We start from the raw sequence: 15387 nt of genomic DNA, 5'->3' as shown, positions 1-15387 counted from the left end.
GGGAGAGGGCAAGCCCCTCCCACATTTGAGTGCATTTCAACTGTGGGAGGGGTTAGTTAGAAGAAGCCCAACGGATTAATGTCGTAGCTCACCAGCAGGTTCTTGGTCTGCTGGTAGTGATCCAACATCATCTTGTGGGTCTCACGGCCCACGCCGGACTTCTTGTAACCGCCAAACGCGGCATGCGCCGGGTACAGGTGGTAGCAGTTGGTCCACACGCGGCCCGCCTTGATCGCGCGGCCCATGCGGTAGGCGCGGTTGATGTCGCGGGTCCACACACCGGCGCCCAGGCCGAACTCGGTGTCGTTGGCAATCGCCAGGGCTTCGGCTTCGTCCTTGAAGGTGGTGATGCTCACTACCGGGCCGAAGATTTCTTCCTGGAACACGCGCATTTCATTGGTGCCCTTGAGCAGGGTCGGCTGGATGTAATAGCCGCCGGCCATATCGCCGGTGAGCTGCTCGACCTTACCGCCAGTGAGCAATTGCGCGCCTTCGCCCTTGGCAATTTCCAGGTAGGACAGGATCTTGTCGAACTGCTGCTCGGACGCCTGGGCGCCGACCATGGTGTCGGTGTCCAGCGGGTCGCCGCGCTTGATCTGCTCGACCTTCTTCATCACCACTTTCATGAAGTCGTCGTAGATCGACTCTTCCACCAGCGCGCGGGATGGGCAGGTGCACACTTCGCCCTGGTTGAAGAACGCCAGCACCAGCCCTTCGGCGGCTTTCTCGATGAACGACGGTTCGGCTTTCATGATGTCGGCGAAGAAGATGTTCGGCGACTTGCCGCCCAGCTCGACGGTGGACGGAATGATGTTCTCGGCCGCCGCATGCATGATGTGCGAGCCCACCGGGGTGGAGCCGGTGAAGGCGATCTTGGCGATGCGTTTGCTGGTGGCCAGGGCTTCGCCGGCCTCCTTGCCGAAGCCGTGCACCACGTTCAGCACGCCCGGTGGCAGCAGGTCGCCGATGACTTCCAGCAGCACGTTGATGCCCAGCGGTGTTTGCTCGGCAGGCTTGAGCACCACGCAGTTGCCGGCGGCCAGGGCCGGGGCGAGTTTCCACGCGGCCATCAGCAGCGGGAAGTTCCACGGGATGATCTGGCCGACCACGCCCAGTGGCTCGTGGAAGTGATAGGACGCGGTGTGTTCGTTGATCTCGGCGCTGGTGCCTTCCTGGGCGCGGATGCAACCGGCGAAGTAGCGGAAGTGGTCGGCGGCCAGCGGGATGTCGGCGTTGAGGGTTTCACGCACCGCCTTGCCGTTGTCCCAGGTTTCGGTGATGGCCAGCAGTTCGAGATTCTGTTCGATGCGGTCGGCGATTTTCAGCAGCACCAGCGAGCGGTCCTGGGCCGAGGTCTTGCCCCAGGCGTCAGCGGCAGCGTGGGCGGCGTCCAGCGCCTTGTCGATGTCTTTGGCAGTGGAGCGCGGGAATTCGGCGATAGGCTTGCCGTTGACCGGCGAGGTGTTGGTGAAATAGTTGCCATCGACCGGGGCAACGAATTCGCCACCAATGTAGTTGCCGTACTTGGCCTTGAACGAAACGATCGCGCCTTCAGTACCGGGGTGTGCGTAACGCATGGTGGGTATCTCCTGGCTTTTATGTTTATTGGAGTGCAGCGCGCAAGCGCTTGATAAAGCGTAGAGCAAAGGTTGGGCCACTGCTTTGCAGGCCAGGAAAATCAAGGGCTTGGGGTTTGTTGCAAGGCGTTGCTGTGACACGGGTGGTACAGGCGCTGTGACAGTTTGTGCCATAAACGGTACAGGCCGTGACCGGCGAGTCGGTCCGGGATTGCATTGGCTGGGTGCCTGGGGGATGCTGGTGGCTCTCACGCAGGGAGAATAATAAGAACATGCACAACGATCATTTCAGTCGCCATGCCCAGCAAGTCCTTACTGTGGCGCGTGGGCGCGACCCGTCGAGCGACCCGTCCATCGCCCGCTCCTGGCTGCGCTGCCTGGAGGACTACCACCTCGATCCTGCCCAGACCATCGCCCCTACGGTGCTTGAGCACGGCCGCCTGCTGGAAAGCCGCGAGCGCCTGCAACAGGTGCTGCATATCGCCGGCAGCGAGATGAACAGCCTGCACCAGCAGCTGTCGGGCGCTGGCCACGCGGTGCTGCTGACCGATGCCCGTGGGGTGATCCTCAACTGTGTCACAGCACCGTCCGAGCGCAAGATTTTCGAACGCTCCGGGCTGTGGCTCGGTGCCGATTGGAGCGAAGCGTGCGAGGGCACCAATGGCATCGGCACCTGCCTGGTGGAGCGCCAGTCGTTGACCATTCATCGCGATGAACATTTTCGTGGGCGCCACACCGGGCTGACCTGTTCGGCGAGCCCGGTGTTCGACCCCCACGGCGACCTGTTGGCGGTGCTGGACGTGTCGTCGGCCCGGGAGGAGGTGTCGCGGCAGAGCCAGTTCCACACCATGGCGCTGGTTAACCTGTCGGCGAAGATGATCGAGAGTTGCTACTTCCTGCGTCACTTCGAAAACCATTGGCTGCTGCGCTTTCACCTGCAGGCCGAGTCGGTGGGCCTGTTCAGCGAAGGGTTGTTGGCGTTTGACGGCGAAGGGCGGATATGTGCCGTCAACCAGAGCGCACTCAACCTGCTGGGGCAGGTGCGTGGTGGGTTGCTGGGGCAACCGGTGGAGGCGTTGTTCGAGTGTTCCCTGGACCAACTGCTCGGTCGCGCCAGTGCCAATGCCACCGCCAGTTGGCCATTGCGCACGCGGGATGGTCGGCACTTGTTCGCGGCCTTGCGTGGTCAATCGCGCAGTGTACCTGCGCCCATCGCCAAGCCTGAACCCGTGCGCCTGGCCGGTATCTGCCTGGGCGACCCGGCGCTGCAGATTGACTTCCGTAAAGCGCTGCGGGTATTCGAGCGCGATGTGCCCTTGCTGATCAACGGCGAAACCGGCTCCGGCAAAGAGGCTTTCGCCAAGGCGGTGCATCACGCCAGCCAGCGTGCCGACAAGGCGTTCGTTGCCCTCAACTGCGCCGCCATCCCGGAAAGCCTGATCGAAAGCGAATTGTTCGGCTATCGCGGCGGCAGCTTTACCGGCGCGCGCAAGGACGGCATGCAGGGCAAGTTGCAACAGGCCGACGGCGGTACGCTGTTCCTCGATGAAATCGGCGATATGCCGTTGGCGCTGCAGACGCGCCTGTTAAGGGTGCTGGAGGACCGCATGGTGGTGCCCATCGGCGGTGAGCCCCAGGCGGTTGATGTCAGAATTATCAGCGCGACTCACCGGAATTTGCTGGAGCGCGTGCAGGACGGAAGTTTTCGGGAAGACCTGTATTACCGCCTCAACGGCCTGGAAGTCGTTTTGCCAGCGTTGCGTGAACGCAGCGATAAGCCTCAGTTGCTGGATTTCCTGCTGGCGCAGGAGGCGGGCGGCCAGAGCATAAGACTCGACCCGGCGGTGCGTTCGGCGCTGCTGTCCTACCCCTGGCCGGGCAACGTTCGGCAACTGCGCACGGTGTTGCGAACGCTGGCGGCGCTGTGTGACGACGGGCGGGTCGGCCTTGAGGATTTGCCAGCGTTGATTCGCCAGGCACGGCCGCAAGCAGTGGCCGAGGCCAGGCTTGCAGAGTCGCCCCTGGGCGACGCCGAGCGACTCGCCCTGCTCACGGCCCTGGAGCAACAACGCTGGCACATGACCCATACGGCGGAGCAGCTGGGTGTCAGCCGTAACACGCTGTATAGAAAGCTGCGCCGGCACGGTATTGCACGGGCTGCGCCATAGATCGGTCCTACAGCTAAAGAGTGCGATTTTCGCCCCCCTGCGCTAACCTGCCTCGATGTTTACGAGGTCGACTATGCACATTCATATTCTTGGTATCTGCGGCACCTTCATGGGTTCGATGGCGGTTCTGGCCAAAGAACTGGGCCATCACGTAACGGGCTCCGATGCCAATGTTTACCCACCCATGAGCACGCAACTCGAGGCCCAGGGCATTGAACTGACCCAGGGTTACGATCCGGCGCAATTCGACCCGGTACCGGACCTGGTGGTGATCGGCAATGCCATGTCCCGGGGTAATCCGGCGGTCGAATACGTCCTCAACAAAGGCTTGCCTTACGTGTCCGGCCCGCAATGGCTGGCCGACCATGTGCTGCAAGGTCGCTGGGTATTGGCCGTTGCCGGCACCCACGGCAAGACCACCACCAGCAGCATGCTCGCCTGGGTGCTGGAACACGCGGGCATGAGCCCGGGCTTCCTGATCGGCGGCGTGCCGCAGAACTTCTCGGTGTCGGCGCGCCTGGGCGATACGCCGTTCTTCGTGATCGAAGCCGACGAGTACGACAGTGCGTTCTTCGACAAGCGCTCCAAGTTCGTCCACTACCGTCCACGCACCGCGATCCTCAACAACCTTGAGTTCGATCACGCCGACATCTTCCCCGACCTGGCGGCGATCGAGCGGCAGTTCCACCATTTGGTGCGCACCATTGCGAGCGAAGGCCTGGTCATCCACCCGACCACCGAGCCGGCCTTGCAGCGCGTGATCCAGATGGGCTGCTGGACCCCGGTGCAAACCACCGGTGCGGGTGGGCAATGGCAGGTCAAGTTGCTCAGTGAAGACGGTTCCCGGTTTGAAGTGCTGTTTGAAGGCGAGGCCCAAGGCATCGTCGAGTGGGACATGACTGGCCAGCACAACGTCGCCAATGCCTTGGTCACCTTGGCGGCCGCGCGGCATGTGGGCGTGGTGCCGTCCATGGGCATTGCTGCGTTGAGCGCATTCAAGAGCGTGAAGCGCCGTATGGAAAAGGTCGCCGACGTGAATGGGATTACCATCTACGACGACTTTGCCCACCACCCAACGGCCATTGCCACCACCCTCGACGGCCTGCGCAAACGTGTTGGCGATGCCCCGATCATTGCGATTGTCGAGCCGCGCTCAAACTCCATGAAGCTCGGCGCACACCGCGACGGCCTGCCGGAAAGCGTTAACGATGCCGACCAGGTGGTGTGGTATGCCCCGGCCAATCTCGGCTGGGACCTGCCGGCGATTGCGGCGCAATGCACGGTGCCGTCGAAAGTCTGTGATTCCATCGAGGGCATCATTGCGTTCGTCAAGCACCAGGCCAAGCCTGGCACCCATGTGGTGGTGATGAGCAACGGCGGCTTCGGCGGCTTGCACGGCAAACTGGCCGAGGCCTTGAAATGAGTGGCCCGGAGCGCGTCACCCTGGCGATGACCGGCGCATCCGGCGCGCCCTATGGCTTGCGCCTGCTCGATTGCCTGGTGCGTGAAGACCGTGAGGTGCACTTTCTGATCTCCAAGGCCGCGCAGTTGGTGATGGCCACCGAGACTGATGTCGCGCTGCCAGCCAAGGTGCAGATGATGCAAGCCTTCCTCACCGAGTACACCGGTGCGGCGGCGGGACAGATCAAGGTCTACGGCAAGGAAGACTGGATGTCGCCGGTGGCTTCGGGCTCCGGTGCGCCGGCGGCAATGGTCGTGGTGCCGTGCTCCACGGGAACGTTGTCGGCGATTGCCACCGGCGCTTGCAATAACCTGATCGAGCGCGCCGCCGACGTGACGTTGAAGGAGCGCCGCCAGTTGATCCTGGTGCCGCGTGAGGCGCCGTACTCGAGCATTCATCTGGAGCACATGCTCAAGCTGTCGAACCTGGGGGTGACCATCCTGCCGGCGTCGCCCGGCTTCTATCACCAGCCGCAGACCATCGATGACCTGGTGGATTTCGTGGTGGCGCGCATTCTCAACCTGTTGAATATCCCCCAGGACATGCTGCCGCGTTGGGGCGAACACCATTTGAGCAGCGATGAATAAGGCGCTGTTGGTGATACTGGCGCTGCAATTGGCCGGCTGCGCCACCGCGCGTACCCTGGACGCCGCGCAGCCCGGCGCGCCGGTGGTGTATGCCGGCACGCGATTGGATTTGTATGCAATGAACGGAGGTTGCTGCGCCAAGGACCGGTTCGGTGCCGAGGCGCCCAGCTACCCCGGTGTCGACCTGCCGGCCAGCGCGTTGCTCGACACGCTTTTATTGCCGCTGTCAGTGTTGACGGTGCTCGGTGTGGGATTTAACGCCACGGGCGGGCTCTAGCCTGGATTTTAAAAGCACCACAAAACCAATGTGGGTGGGCAAGCCCCTCCCACATTCTGCTTTGTGTTCGGCTTTATTTACCGAGCTTGCGCAGTTCATCCGACTCCACCACCCGCACCCCGTCCTGCTCTTCCAGCGCCAGGCGCCACATGGCCCGGGCCAGTTCGCAGACTTCAATGCCGTGGTATTTCCCCGGAATCAACCGTGACAGCGGCCCGGCCAGTTGCTCGGCCAAACGGGGCTCCAGCCGTTCCCCCAGCAGCAACGAAGGCCGCACGATGGTCAGTTGCGGCCAGTCCTGGGCCTTGAGTGCCTGTTCCATTTCCCCTTTGACCCGGTTGTAGAACACCGAGGATTTCGGGTCGGCGCCAATCGCGCTGATCACGATCAGGTGCCGCGCGCCCATCTCCCGCGCGCGCTTGGCAAAGGCTACGACCATATCCAGGTCGACGGCACGAAAAGCTTCTTCCGAACCGGCTTTCTTGATGGTGGTACCCAGGCAGCAGAAGGCAATATCTACCTGGCCGCTCAGTTGCGGCAGGAACACCGCCGGGTCGCCCACCGGGTTTTCCAGGTGCGGATGCTCGGCCAGCGGCTTGCGGCTGGGTGCCAACACACGGGTCACGGTAGGTTCGTTGAGCAGGCGGTCGAGCAGGTGTTCGCCGGTCAGGCCAGAGGCGCCAGCGAGCAGGATATGCTGAGGTGTCAGGTACATGGTGTTTCCCCCTTGTTACACGTTACAGCTTAGTTGCCTTTGGCTTCCTTGCTATTCATTGAGACGCTTTCCAGCGCCTTTCGTGCCTGCTGCTTGCGTAATAATTGCCAGTGGGCGATCACGCCTTTGGGGGCCCAGATCTGCGGTTCGGACGCTTCGAAGTTGTCTGCCTGTTCGCGTTCGCTCACATGCAGCTGCGCCAGCTTGAAGGCTTGCTGCAGATCGTCGGTCTGGTTGAAGGCTTGGGCGAAGAGGGCATCGCCGAAGTAGGTGAAGTCGGCCTCTTCGGAACAGCCGAAGGACACGCGGTCGGCGCGTGAGGCGGTCATGATCAGGGTGCGTTCGTCTTTGAGCGCCGGGATGAATCCACCGGAGTAGCAGGCTGAAATCACCACGATCTTGTCGCGGTTTTTCAGCGGCGCGAGCACGGCGGCCAATTCATCGGCGGGCAGGTCGGCCAGTTCCATGCGCGGTTGGTCCAGCACCAGTTCGTGTTCGTGGGTGCCGTGGCTGGTCATGTAGATAAACACCAGGTCTTCCGGTCCGGTGCGCTCGGCCAGGGTTTGCACGGCCCGGCGCAGGCTTTCGCGGGTGGCCAGTGGTCGGTCAGCGATATGGTCGCGGTGGTTGACCAGGCGGATCTGCCCCCGTGCGCCGAAGCGAGTGGTGAGCATATTGCTGACGTAATCGGCTTCGCGCAGGAACACGCTTTGTTTGCCGTCGCCGGCCACGGCCAGGGTGTACAGCTCCACTGCGGGGGTGGACGCAGGCACGGCAGCGAGGGCGGCATCGAGCAAATGGCCCTGGGCCAGTACGCCGATCTCCAGTGGGTCGGGCAACAATGCGCCGTCAGCATCACGTACGCGCATGCCGTTGACCCAGGTACCGGCCTGCACGGTGCCGTCGGTGAGTACCAGGGTGCCGCGGCCTTGATAGTTGTCGCTGTCAAAGCCGCCGATATAGAAGCTGCCGTCGGTCAGGTTCAGGCGGCCTTCGCCGGTAAAGCGCCAGTCGCTGAACTGGCCGACGTAGTGGCTGCCATCCACGCCGATCAGTTCGCCCTTGCCGCTGAGTGCGCCTTCCTTGAACTGGCCGATCCACACGTCGCCATCGGCGTTTTCATAGCGGCCCTTGCCGTTGAGCTGGTTCTGCTTGAACTGGCCGACATAGATGTCGCCGTCGGCGCTGTTGAACGTACCGTTGCCCTCCAGTTGGCCGTCGACGAAGTGGCCGCTGAACTGGTTGCCGCTGTCGTCATTGCGCTGGCCTTCGCCGTTCGGCTTGCCGTGGGCGAACTGGCCCTGATACTGGCTGCCGTCGGCCAGTTCCAGGCGGCCAAGGCCGGAATACTGGTCGTCCTTGAATTCGCCGCGATAGGTCATCTGCCCTTCTTTGAGGGTGCCTTCGCCGTTGCGCCGACCGTTCTTGAACCCGCCCACATAGTGGCTGCCGGCCGTGGTGAGGCTGCCCTGTCCATCGAACAGGCCTTGCTGGAACTGGCCTTTATAGACTTCGCCGTTGCTGCCATGCCATTCGCCCTGGCCGTGCCACTGGCCTTTGTCGAACTGCCCGGCGTACCAGCTGCCGTTGGGATAATCCACGCGGCCCTGGCCTTGCAGCAGACCATTGACCACATCGCCCCGGTAACGGCCGCCATCGGGCAGGCGCGCATCGGGCGGCAACAGCGATTCGCCGTCTCCGCAAGCGGTGAGCAACAGGGCAAGGGCAAGGGGAGCGAGTGGGCGCATAGCGGGATCCGGATAATTGAGCGCCGAGTATGCCGCAGCTGCGAGATTCATACATAAATTTACATACCCTGTGGCGAGTTTCAGTGGCTCGCCACAGGAATGGGCTTACACGAAGTACAGCGACAACGACTCGGCGACGTAAGCGGGTTTTTCCTGGCCATCGATTTCCAGGGTGGCGGTGGCCTTGAGCAGCCATTGGCCGGGCTTTTTCTCGGTGACGTCGGTGAGGGTCACGTTCAGGCGCACCTTGGAATTGACTTTCACCGGCTGGATAAAGCGCACGCTGTCCAGGCCATAGTTGACGGCCATCTTCAGGCCTTCGGGCACGATCAGGATGTCTTCCATCAGCTTGGGCATCAGCGACAGCGACAGGAAGCCGTGGGCGATGGTGCTGCCGAACGGGGTTTGTGCGGCCTTGACCGGATCGACGTGGATGAACTGATGATCGCCAGTGGCCTCGGCGAACAGGTTGATACGTGCCTGGTCGATGGTGAGCCATTCGGAACGTCCCAGTTCCTTGCCGACATAATCTTTGAGCTGCGCTACGGGTACATAGGGCATTGCGTCTCTCCTTGGTTCATCGGTGCTGTTGTTATGGGTTACAGAGAACCAATGTAGATCATCATGGCCAACCAGCCCGGTCAACCCACCATGCTTTTGGCGAATGCCGGAGCATAGGGCGGGCATGCTTATAATGCGGGCGGGTCTTGAGGGGGAAAAAACGGATGCTGTTACGCGGTCTGACATGGCTGGTGCTGTTTCAATTGATCGGCACGGCGATCAATCATTTGCTGGTGCCGGTACTGCCGGGGCCGATCATCGGCCTGCTGTTGATGCTCGGGTTCCTGATCTGGCGTGGCGAAGTCGGCGAGCCCCTGAGCCTGGCGGCCAGCAGCCTGCTGCGCTACTTGCCGTTGCTGCTGGTGCCGCCGGCGGTGGGGGTGATGGTGTATGCCAGGGATATTGCCGCCGATTTCTGGGCTATCGTCGGTGCACTGGTGTTGTCGCTGGTGATCGCCATGGGCTTTGTCGGGCTGTTGATGGAACGCATGGTCAAGCGCAAGGAGCAGGATCAATGATCTTCGACTGGCACGGCGCATGGACGGCGGTGATTCATCACCCGCTGTTCGGTATCGGGATCACCCTGGGCGCCTATCAGCTGGTGCTGGCGGGTTTCGAGAAAACCCGCTGGATTTTCCTGCAACCGGTGCTGGTCTCCATGCTGCTGGTGATCGGCGTGTTGCTCACGTGCGGCCTGAGCTATGCCGAGTACCGCAAGAGCACGGAGATCATGGGGATCCTGCTGGGCCCGGCGACGGTGGCCCTGGCGGTGCCGCTCTATCTGAACCTGCGGCGGATTCGGCAATTGTTCTGGCCGATTTTTACTACGCTGGTGATAGGCGGCGTGTTGGCCACCAGCCTGTGCGTGCTGCTGGGCTGGTGGTTCGGCGCTGAACACAGGATGTTGATGACCATGGCGCCGAAGTCGGTGACATCGCCGATTGCCATGCTGGTGGCCGAGCAGATCGGCGGCGTGGCGGCGTTGGCGGCGGTGTTTGTGCTGATTACCGGGGTGGTGGGCGCGATGGTTGGCCCGGCGTTACTCTCGCGTCTTGGGGTGCACAGCCCCGAGGCGCGCGGCATGGCCTTGGGCATGACCGCCCACGCCGTCGGCACCTCGGTGGCCCTGCAGGAAAGCGAAGAGTGTGGCGCCTTTGCGGCGCTGGCCATGAGTCTGATGGGCGTAGCCACAGCGGTATTCCTGCCGCTGGCCGTGTCAGTGATTGTTTAAACCGGGTTTAAGGAAGCCTTTATGAGTCTGGCGCTGTTCCCCCTCAATACCGTGCTGTTCCCTGGCTGCATCCTCGACCTGCAACTGTTCGAGGCGCGCTACCTGGACATGATCAGCCGCTGCATGAAAAAGGGCGAAAGCTTCGGCGTGGTGTGCATCCTCGATGGCAAGGAGGTGGGCATGGCTCCGGATGGCTATGCCTTGATCGGCTGTGAAGCGTTGATTCGCGACTTCAAGCAGCAGGACAACGGCCTGCTGGGGATTCGCGTCGAAGGCGGGCGGCGCTTCCGCGTGCGAGACGCCGGTGTGCAGAAGGACCAGTTGCTGGTGGCCGAGGTGCAATGGCTGGAAGAACTGCCGGACCAGGCGCTGGAAGAAGAGGATGCCGACCTGCTGGCCTTGCTCCAGGCCCTGGCCGAACACCCGATGGTCGCGTCGCTGGACATGGACACTCACGCCGATGGCCAGCGAGCCTTGGGCAATCAACTGGCTTATCTCTTGCCGTTCACTGAGGCCGACAAGATCGACCTGCTGCAACTCGACGACCCGCAGCAGCGGCTGGATGCGATCCAGATGCTGCTCGATGAGCTTCAGGGTGAGTTGTTTGCCTGAGCCTCGGATCTGTCCTGCGCGGTTTTCAGAGGTTTCCTCGTTGTTCCCTGTGCGTCGCCTGAAATAGTCACCGATCACACAACAATGATTGGGGGTGAACATGATTCGGCTAGCGCCATCGGAACAGGCTGCCTGGGACGTTTTTTTTGTCAGTATTGCCGTGCAGCTGCTGCCGGCGGATGCCAAGCGGGGCCCGGAATACATCGCTGAACGCGCCGCGGAAATCGCCGATGAGATGATGCTGGAGCGACGTGAGCGTTGTGTTGAACGCCGCGCCGCGCCAATCCATTGGCTCGGCCCGACCCAGGGTCAGTAGGCATACCTGAGCAGCGCGTGTGGGGTGCCGGTAAAGGCAATGAAGCCGAGCACCGCCACCACAGCGGGTAATACCAGCCACCAGGCCTTCTGCGGCATCGGCGGCAAAGGGCTGCGGTACTGGCAGACGGTGAGGCTGAATGCACACACGGTCATTGCCAGCAGCGTGCCAGCCAGGATGTCGGTGGGCCAATGGGCGCCAAGGTAGACCCGTGACAGCGCGATGAAGGCCGCAGGAATACAGCCCAGCAACATCCAGGTCAGGCGCAGGCGCGTGGGTTGTCCGCGACCGGCCAGCACCGACAACGCCAGGAAAAACGCAAACGCACCGGAGGCGTGGCCGCTGGGCATGCTGAAGCTGGTCAATGGGTCGGTGAGGATTTCCGGGCGGCCACGGGCGAAAAACAGTTTGGTCCCGGTATTGATCACCGCCGCCCCGGCCAGTGTTGCACCGACAAACACGGCATGACGCCATTGCCGCGCCAGTAGCAGCAGCGCGGTGAATACGGCGCTGGCGAAGAACATCTTCTTGAACTCACCCAGTTGGGTCACCATCACCATGGTGTGGTCCAGCCAGGGGCTGCGATGTTCCTGTACCAGCGCGCTCAGGCCCTGGTCAAAGTCATCCAGGTGCGGATAGCCGATAAACAGGGCGATCAACAACGCCAGGCTGGCACACCCTATCCATAGGGTCGCGCGACGATGGCCACGCAGGCTGGTGTTCAGGCTCAGTCCCAGCACGACCGCCAGGCACGCTGTGACAACCCCCGCCTCAGGCCAGAACCCCTCCGGCAATGGCAGGCGGAACGCGGCGCCGGTGGCCCAGCCCGGCAGCAGGTAGGCCAACGACCAACCGGCTGCCGCCAGAAGGCTGACCAGGGCGAAACGCGGGAACGGCATGTCGCACATTCCGGCCACCATCGGCAGCATCGGCCGCAATGGCCCGATGAAACGTCCCACCAGCAGACTGGCGATGCCGTATTTGTGGAAGTAGGTTTCCGCGCCATTCATCCATTCCGGATGGTGGCGCAGGCCGGGCAGGCGGCGGATATTCTGATGGAAGTGTCGGCCGAGGAAGTAGGAAATCCCGTCGCCCAGCAAGCCTCCCAGGAACCCCATCAGCAGGGTTTCACTCAGGGACAAGGCGCCGCTGCCAGCCAGTGCCGCAATGGCAAACAGCAGCACCGTGCCTGGCACGATCAGCCCGGCAATGGCCAGGCATTCCACGCACGCGACGATAAACACCGCCGCCGCCAGCCATTGCGGGTTGAGGGTCAGCCAGCCGGTAATGCCATCGAGCCATTGGCCCATAAATCGTTACTCCATCGCCACAGATTCAAATCAGGAAATAGTCGCGGCCTTCGACCTGGCCCCGGCGCAGCGGGTTCCGCGTGCAGTAGGGCGCATAGCCGGCATCGACGAAGCGGTACATCAAGTGCTCGTCACGGCCGCTGGGGATGCCCAGGCGGGTGGTCTGGATGATCTGTATCGGTGTCTGGCCGACGTCTTCGACAAAGAGCAATTCTTGATCAAAGCGCTTGGCATCCCACATCGGCACCTTCAGGCCCAGCGCCTTGCACAGCAACGTCTGGCCGGCACACAGCTTTTGCGACGCGCGCGGGCTGCCGTCGGCATTCGGGTTGTTCAGCAGCATCTGCGCCAGGCTGGCGGGCCCGGAGGTTTCATCGACCCAGGGATAGGCTGATTTGATCAGCACGGCATTGCCCGGCCCCTGCGCGCTGAAGTTCAGCGAATCGCCGCCACGGGCGTAGTACATATAGATATGTCCGCCATCCAGAAACAAAGCCTTACGCTTTTCTGTGTACCCGAGTGAGGCGTGGCTGCCTTTTTCGGCCACGTAATAGGCTTCGGTTTCAATAATTCGCGCCGAAAGCCAGCTATCGCCGACGCGATGGCGGATGACTTTTCCAAGCAAATCCCGCGCAAGTATTTGCGCGTCACGGTCGAAGAAGCTGTCGGGCAGCGTGCTGGCGGGGAGTTGGGGTGAAGAACTGGGCATGGTGGTCTGGGGTTAATACGGCTAAATGTGACGGAATAATAACAACTCCCACCTTAATTACGGCTGAACCCCAGGTTTTTACAGTTCATTTCGACCATCCGCCCCTCACCGCTGTCAGTCGGGCGGCGTCACAGCTATAATCTGCCGCTTTCCTCTTTGCCAAGACTCCCTGACCATGACTGAGTCCGTTCTTGACTACATGACCCGCCTGGGTCGCGCTGCCCGTCAGGCCTCGCGGTTGATCGCCCGTGCGAGCACTGCGCAGAAGAACCGTGCCCTGCTGGCCGCCGCCGATGCTCTGGACGCTTCGCGCTCCGAGCTGACTGCCGCCAACGAACTGGACCTGGCCAACGGCCGCGCCAATGGCCTTGAGCCCGCCTTGCTGGACCGCCTGGCGCTGACGCCGACACGTATCGACGACATGATCGAAGGGTTGCGTCAGGTGGCCAAGCTGCCTGACCCCATCGGTGAAATTCGCGATATGCGTTACCTGCCGTCCGGCATCCAGGTCGGCAAGATGCGCGTGCCCCTGGGCGTGATCGGCATCATCTATGAGTCGCGCCCGAACGTGACCATCGACGCCGCGAGCCTGTGCCTCAAGTCGGGCAACGCCACCATCCTGCGTGGCGGTTCCGAGGCGATCAATTCCAACCGCGCCATCGCCGCCTGCATCCAGCAGGGCCTGGCCGTGGCCGAGTTGCCGGCCGAAGTGGTGCAAGTGGTGGAAACTACCGACCGCGCCGCTGTCGGCGCGCTGATCACCATGCCGGAATTCATCGACGTGATCGTGCCGCGCGGTGGTAAGAGCCTGATCGAGCGCGTCAGCCGCGATGCCAAGGTGCCAGTGATCAAGCACCTGGACGGCGTGTGCCACGTGTATATCGACATCGCCGCCGACATCGACAAGGCGATCCGCATCGCCGACAACGCCAAGACCCACCGCTACGCGCCGTGCAACACCATGGAAACCCTGCTGGTGCACGTCGGCATTGCCGAGCGCGTGCTGCCGCCGCTGGCTGCCATCTACCGTGACAAGGGCGTGGAGCTGCGCGGTTGCGAACGCACCCGTGCGCTGTTGGGCGCGGACGTGATCGAAGCCACCGAGCAGGACTGGTACACCGAGTACACGGCGCCGATCCTGTCGATCCGCATCGTCGACGACCTGGACCAGGCCATCGAACACATCAACACGTACGGCTCCAAGCACACCGACGCCATTGTCTCCGAGCATTTCAGCGATGCCCGGCGTTTCCTCACCGAAGTGGACTCCGCTTCGGTGATGATCAACGCCTCGACGCGCTTTGCCGACGGCTTCGAGTACGGCCTGGGGGCGGAGATCGGCATCTCCACCGACAAGCTCCACGCACGCGGCCCGGTTGGCCTGGAAGGCCTGACCAGCGAGAAGTACGTGGTGTTCGGCGACGGTCACGTGCGCACTTGATGGCTAAACGCATCGGGCTGCTCGGCGGTACCTTCGACCCCGTGCACATCGGCCATTTGCGCAGTGCCCTGGAAGTCGCGGATGCCTTGGCGCTGGATGAGCTGCGCCTGATCCCTAATTTCCGGCCGCCTCATCGCGATACCCCGCAGGTGTCGCCGCAGCAGCGCCTGGAAATGGTGCGCCTGGCCGTAGAAGGCATACCGCCGCTGGTGGTGGACGATCGTGAGCTCAAGCGCGATAAACCGTCCTACACTGTCGACACCCTGGAGCTGATGCGCGCCGAGTTGGCCGCGGATGACCAGTTGTTTCTGCTTTTGGGCTGGGACGCATTTTGCGGCCTGCCCTCTTGGCATCGCTGGGAGGAACTCCTCCAGCACTGCCACATCCTGGTTTTGCAACGCCCGGATGCCGACAGCGAACCGCCGGATGCCTTGCGCAACCTGCTGGCCGCGCGGTCGGTAAGTGACCCCTTGGCCCTGACCGGGCCGAACGGGAATATTGCATTCGTCTGGCAGACCCCGCTCGCGGTGTCTGCCACCCAGATCCGTCAACTGCTGGCCAGCGGGAAGTCGGTACGTTTCCTGGTGCCTGACGCGGTCCTGGCCTACATCGATGCGCACGGGCTTTACCGTGCGTCGAACTGAAAAGGCGCGCTTGAACGCACGAACACTCG

The 15387-nt window shown here is 62.4% G+C and carries 16 protein-coding genes; 10 read left to right on the top strand and 6 right to left on the bottom strand.

The annotated features are described in order from the left end of the window. Positions 1-56: 56 nt before the first annotated feature. Positions 57-1577: an acetaldehyde dehydrogenase ExaC gene (locus tag BFQ01_RS08185; protein ID WP_027605219.1), complete on the bottom strand. Its 1521-nt coding sequence runs from the start codon at positions 1575-1577 to the stop codon at positions 57-59. Between the two features lie 272 nt (positions 1578-1849). Between BFQ01_RS08185 and BFQ01_RS08180 the strand changes: the two genes are divergently transcribed. The 4 genes from BFQ01_RS08180 to BFQ01_RS08165 all read left to right on the top strand — a co-directional run bounded on the left by BFQ01_RS08180 (position 1850) and on the right by BFQ01_RS08165 (position 6071). Further along, on the top strand, positions 1850-3745 hold the full coding sequence (locus BFQ01_RS08180; RefSeq protein WP_065924888.1) for a sigma-54-dependent Fis family transcriptional regulator: 1896 nt from the start codon (positions 1850-1852) through the stop codon (positions 3743-3745). Between the two features lie 73 nt (positions 3746-3818). Continuing rightward, the gene (gene mpl / locus BFQ01_RS08175) at positions 3819-5168 is read left to right on the top strand and encodes a UDP-N-acetylmuramate:L-alanyl-gamma-D-glutamyl-meso-diaminopimelate ligase (protein ID WP_065924887.1); all 1350 of its coding nucleotides are present in this window, start codon (positions 3819-3821) and stop codon (positions 5166-5168) included. Continuing rightward, complete coding sequence (ubiX, locus tag BFQ01_RS08170; protein WP_027605222.1) at positions 5165-5794, top strand: flavin prenyltransferase UbiX; 630 nt, start codon at positions 5165-5167, stop codon at positions 5792-5794. The genes mpl and ubiX overlap by 4 nt, the downstream gene beginning before the upstream one ends. After that, positions 5787-6071, top strand: a complete 285-nt coding sequence (locus BFQ01_RS08165; protein ID WP_027605223.1) for a YceK/YidQ family lipoprotein — start codon at positions 5787-5789, stop codon at positions 6069-6071. The genes ubiX and BFQ01_RS08165 overlap by 8 nt, the downstream gene beginning before the upstream one ends. A 73-nt stretch (positions 6072-6144) precedes the next feature. On the opposite strand, the gene BFQ01_RS08160 is transcribed toward BFQ01_RS08165, so the two are convergent. From BFQ01_RS08160 to BFQ01_RS08150, 3 genes are all read right to left on the bottom strand, one after another. Continuing rightward, positions 6145-6786: an oxidoreductase gene (locus BFQ01_RS08160; protein WP_027605224.1), complete on the bottom strand. Its 642-nt coding sequence runs from the start codon at positions 6784-6786 to the stop codon at positions 6145-6147. Between the two features lie 29 nt (positions 6787-6815). Next, positions 6816-8534 (bottom strand): C13 family peptidase, encoded by a 1719-nt coding sequence (locus BFQ01_RS08155; protein WP_065924886.1) that lies wholly within the window; start codon positions 8532-8534, stop codon positions 6816-6818. A 105-nt stretch (positions 8535-8639) separates the two neighbouring features. Continuing rightward, the gene (locus tag BFQ01_RS08150; protein ID WP_027605226.1) at positions 8640-9095 is read right to left on the bottom strand and encodes a MaoC family dehydratase; all 456 of its coding nucleotides are present in this window, start codon (positions 9093-9095) and stop codon (positions 8640-8642) included. A gap of 164 nt (positions 9096-9259) precedes the next feature. Between BFQ01_RS08150 and BFQ01_RS08145 the strand changes: the two genes are divergently transcribed. From BFQ01_RS08145 to BFQ01_RS08130, 4 genes are all read left to right on the top strand, one after another. After that, positions 9260-9613 carry a CidA/LrgA family protein gene (locus BFQ01_RS08145; RefSeq protein WP_065924885.1) on the top strand — a complete coding sequence of 118 codons (354 nt, stop codon included), beginning with the start codon at positions 9260-9262 and terminating at the stop codon, positions 9611-9613. Next, the gene (locus BFQ01_RS08140; protein WP_065924884.1) at positions 9610-10326 is read left to right on the top strand and encodes an LrgB family protein; all 717 of its coding nucleotides are present in this window, start codon (positions 9610-9612) and stop codon (positions 10324-10326) included. The genes BFQ01_RS08145 and BFQ01_RS08140 overlap by 4 nt, the downstream gene beginning before the upstream one ends. Positions 10327-10347: 21 nt before the next feature. Then, the gene (locus tag BFQ01_RS08135; RefSeq protein WP_065924883.1) at positions 10348-10938 is read left to right on the top strand and encodes an LON peptidase substrate-binding domain-containing protein; all 591 of its coding nucleotides are present in this window, start codon (positions 10348-10350) and stop codon (positions 10936-10938) included. Between the two features lie 100 nt (positions 10939-11038). Beyond that, complete coding sequence (locus BFQ01_RS08130) at positions 11039-11254, top strand: hypothetical protein (protein WP_065924882.1); 216 nt, start codon at positions 11039-11041, stop codon at positions 11252-11254. Here BFQ01_RS08130 and BFQ01_RS08125 read toward each other — a convergent pair. Both BFQ01_RS08125 and BFQ01_RS08120 read right to left on the bottom strand, forming a co-directional pair. Further along, positions 11248-12564, bottom strand: a complete 1317-nt coding sequence (locus tag BFQ01_RS08125; protein WP_065924881.1) for a bifunctional DedA family/phosphatase PAP2 family protein — start codon at positions 12562-12564, stop codon at positions 11248-11250. The two genes, BFQ01_RS08130 and BFQ01_RS08125, sit on opposite strands and share 7 nt — an antisense overlap. A gap of 25 nt (positions 12565-12589) precedes the next feature. Beyond that, positions 12590-13273 carry a DNA-3-methyladenine glycosylase gene (locus BFQ01_RS08120; RefSeq protein ID WP_065924880.1) on the bottom strand — a complete coding sequence of 228 codons (684 nt, stop codon included), beginning with the start codon at positions 13271-13273 and terminating at the stop codon, positions 12590-12592. 175 nt (positions 13274-13448) lie between these two features. Between BFQ01_RS08120 and BFQ01_RS08115 the strand changes: the two genes are divergently transcribed. Beyond that, entirely contained in the window at positions 13449-14714 is a 1266-nt protein-coding gene (locus tag BFQ01_RS08115; protein ID WP_065924879.1) for a glutamate-5-semialdehyde dehydrogenase, read from the top strand. Further along, the gene (nadD, locus tag BFQ01_RS08110) at positions 14714-15358 is read left to right on the top strand and encodes a nicotinate-nucleotide adenylyltransferase (RefSeq protein ID WP_065910068.1); all 645 of its coding nucleotides are present in this window, start codon (positions 14714-14716) and stop codon (positions 15356-15358) included. Before BFQ01_RS08115 ends, nadD begins: the two co-directional genes overlap by 1 nt. Positions 15359-15387: the final 29 nt, after the last annotated feature.

It is taken from the genome of Pseudomonas sp. 8 R 14, from assembly GCF_900005955.1.
GTDB classification, from domain to species: domain Bacteria; phylum Pseudomonadota; class Gammaproteobacteria; order Pseudomonadales; family Pseudomonadaceae; genus Aquipseudomonas; species Aquipseudomonas marginalis.
Note: the sequence above shows the minus strand (reverse complement) of the source record. Positions and strands in the feature narration are given on the sequence as shown.

What these genes read in the sequence shown, in the direction of transcription:
- BFQ01_RS08150 (WP_027605226.1), bottom strand. Translation starts at nt 9,095, where the DNA reads ATGCCCTATGTACCCGTAGCGCAGCTCAAAGATTATGTCGGCAAGGAA.
- BFQ01_RS08185 (WP_027605219.1), bottom strand. Translation starts at nt 1,577, where the DNA reads ATGCGTTACGCACACCCCGGTACTGAAGGCGCGATCGTTTCGTTCAAG.
- BFQ01_RS08130 (WP_065924882.1), top strand. Translation starts at nt 11,039, where the DNA reads ATGATTCGGCTAGCGCCATCGGAACAGGCTGCCTGGGACGTTTTTTTT.
- ubiX (WP_027605222.1), top strand. Translation starts at nt 5,165, where the DNA reads ATGAGTGGCCCGGAGCGCGTCACCCTGGCGATGACCGGCGCATCCGGC.
- BFQ01_RS08155 (WP_065924886.1), bottom strand. Translation starts at nt 8,534, where the DNA reads ATGCGCCCACTCGCTCCCCTTGCCCTTGCCCTGTTGCTCACCGCTTGC.
- BFQ01_RS08165 (WP_027605223.1), top strand. Translation starts at nt 5,787, where the DNA reads ATGAATAAGGCGCTGTTGGTGATACTGGCGCTGCAATTGGCCGGCTGC.
- BFQ01_RS08160 (WP_027605224.1), bottom strand. Translation starts at nt 6,786, where the DNA reads ATGTACCTGACACCTCAGCATATCCTGCTCGCTGGCGCCTCTGGCCTG.
- BFQ01_RS08120 (WP_065924880.1), bottom strand. Translation starts at nt 13,273, where the DNA reads ATGCCCAGTTCTTCACCCCAACTCCCCGCCAGCACGCTGCCCGACAGC.
- BFQ01_RS08140 (WP_065924884.1), top strand. Translation starts at nt 9,610, where the DNA reads ATGATCTTCGACTGGCACGGCGCATGGACGGCGGTGATTCATCACCCG.
- BFQ01_RS08115 (WP_065924879.1), top strand. Translation starts at nt 13,449, where the DNA reads ATGACTGAGTCCGTTCTTGACTACATGACCCGCCTGGGTCGCGCTGCC.
- mpl (WP_065924887.1), top strand. Translation starts at nt 3,819, where the DNA reads ATGCACATTCATATTCTTGGTATCTGCGGCACCTTCATGGGTTCGATG.
- BFQ01_RS08135 (WP_065924883.1), top strand. Translation starts at nt 10,348, where the DNA reads ATGAGTCTGGCGCTGTTCCCCCTCAATACCGTGCTGTTCCCTGGCTGC.
- BFQ01_RS08180 (WP_065924888.1), top strand. Translation starts at nt 1,850, where the DNA reads ATGCACAACGATCATTTCAGTCGCCATGCCCAGCAAGTCCTTACTGTG.
- nadD (WP_065910068.1), top strand. Translation starts at nt 14,714, where the DNA reads ATGGCTAAACGCATCGGGCTGCTCGGCGGTACCTTCGACCCCGTGCAC.
- BFQ01_RS08125 (WP_065924881.1), bottom strand. Translation starts at nt 12,564, where the DNA reads ATGGGCCAATGGCTCGATGGCATTACCGGCTGGCTGACCCTCAACCCG.
- BFQ01_RS08145 (WP_065924885.1), top strand. Translation starts at nt 9,260, where the DNA reads ATGCTGTTACGCGGTCTGACATGGCTGGTGCTGTTTCAATTGATCGGC.